General features: G+C 33.3%; 3 protein-coding genes. All 3 read left to right on the top strand.

The window, feature by feature from the left end; translation table 11 throughout:
* On the top strand, positions 1-814 hold an 814-nt coding region (locus C4S77_RS12985; RefSeq protein WP_105246372.1), incomplete at its 5' end, for a DUF7738 domain-containing protein.
* A gap of 82 nt (positions 815-896) precedes the next feature.
* Positions 897-1,685 (top strand): DUF7738 domain-containing protein, encoded by a 789-nt coding sequence (locus tag C4S77_RS04460; RefSeq protein ID WP_146106044.1) that lies wholly within the window; start codon positions 897-899, stop codon positions 1,683-1,685.
* A gap of 82 nt (positions 1,686-1,767) precedes the next feature.
* On the top strand, positions 1,768-2,017 hold a 250-nt coding region (locus tag C4S77_RS04455), incomplete at its 3' end, for a DUF7738 domain-containing protein (protein WP_455423243.1).

Here is a 2,017-nt window from a genome sequence, read left to right as displayed (position 1 = left end):
AATGAGAAATAATACAGTACTCATTTTTCTTTTAGGGTTTTGTTGTTTTTACACCCAATGTCAAACCAAAGAACCCCCAAAACCTATGGATACAGAATTTACTATTACTCCCTGCCAAATAACCTATAAAGGAAAGGAACTTCCTTTAGGAAAACCTTTTAAAGAATGGATAAAGATATTTGGAGAATATAATAGATTTGTAGAAGGAGTTTTTATTTGGGATACTTTAGGAATAGGAGCAACGATACATTGGGATGCTGCTAAATATTATAAAGATCCTGATTATAATACACGTTCTTTTATAGAATCACGACCTACAATAGAACTATATATTTTCTTTGTCAATCTGGATAGTAAGGTAGGACAAGCGGGGAAATTGCAATTTGCCTGGCAAAGAAAATCATTTGAATTTATAGAAAAAGACTATCAATCTATAAAAGAACCTATGTCGGAAGAACTTAAAAAAAGGATAATTGGAAGGATAGAACCAAAAGAAAAATATATCTATCCTTTTACCCCCTATACCCAAACAGTCAATTTACAGGGAGCACCGGTTAAATCAGGAATGAGTTTAAATGAAGTAAATAAAGAGAGGTCAAAAATAAAAGGTCTTGAAAAAATGGGATACTGGGATAACGATGGCGACTGGAGCTGGGATTCCGGCTCTACCACTATAAAAACCGGAGAGTTCCGCGAACAAAAAGATCATAGCTCTATATGTCCCAATCAGGACTATTGGTATTATATAACTTTGCGTTATAGTGAAGGAGAGTTGGAATATTTAAAAATCTCTTATGAATTGTATGAGAAATAGTATTTTACAGAGGAATATAATAAAAAATAAAGATAAAGGATTTTAAATGAAAAATCTCTTATTTATACTGCTGAATCTAAGCATGAGTAGCTCGTTTTTTGTACAGTGCCAGCCTAAAAAAGATGCACTTATCATGAAAACAGAAGATACAGAGTTTGCTATTACTCCCTGCCAAATAACCTATAAAGGAAAGGAAATTCCCTTAGGAAAACCTATAGATGCATGGGTAGAACTATTTGGACCCTATTCTCGTAATTTTAATGAACATACCTATATTTGGGATTCATTAGGAGTCGCTATCTTTAACTCATGTATAACTGCATATGACACAAATGTAGATAAAGAAAAAAGAAAATGTGATCAACTATATATTTTCTTTATCAATCTGGATAGTAAGGTAGGACAAGCGGGAAAATTGCAATTTGCATGGAATGAATATTACATTTTAAGTAAAGAGGAGGAGGAATTTCTTCTAAAAAGTACAATAAGAAATAAACCATATACTCAGGAAGAGTTGGATCAATCTAGAGAAAAAATGCTAAAAAAGAAACCTGATTATATCTATCCTTTTACCCCCTATACCCAAACAGTCAATTTACAGGGAGCACCGGTTAAATCAGGAATGAGTTTAAATGAAGTAAATAAAGAGAGGTCAAAAATAAAAGGTCTTGAAAAAATGGGATACTGGGATAACGATGGCGACTGGAGCTGGGATTCCGGCTCTACCACTATAAAAACCGGAGAGTTCCGCGAACAAAAAGATCATAGCTCTATATGTCCCAATCAGGACTATTGGTATTATATAACTTTGCGTTATAGTGAAGGAGAGTTGGAATATTTGAAAATCTCTTATGAATTGTATGAGAAATAGTATTTTACAGAGGAATATAATAAAAAATAAAGATAAAGGATTTTAAATGAAAAATCTCTTATTTATACTGCTGAATCTAAGCATGAGTAGCTCGTTTTTTGTACAGTGCCAGCCCAAAAAAGATGCACTTATCATGAAAACAGAAGATACAGAGTTTGCTATTACTCCCTGCCAAATAACCTATAAAGGAAAGGAGCTTCCTTTAGGGAAACCCTTGGATGCATGGATCCAATTATTAGGAACATATTCAAGACATACAGGCCGAGGATATGTATGGGATTCTTTAGGAATTGCAATTAATGACTGGGAAGCTAATCATGAATATGTAAAAG

It is taken from the genome of Apibacter adventoris, from assembly GCF_002964975.1.
GTDB lineage: Bacteria > Bacteroidota > Bacteroidia > Flavobacteriales > Weeksellaceae > Apibacter > Apibacter adventoris.
This window is presented reverse-complemented; position numbering and strand designations above follow the sequence as displayed.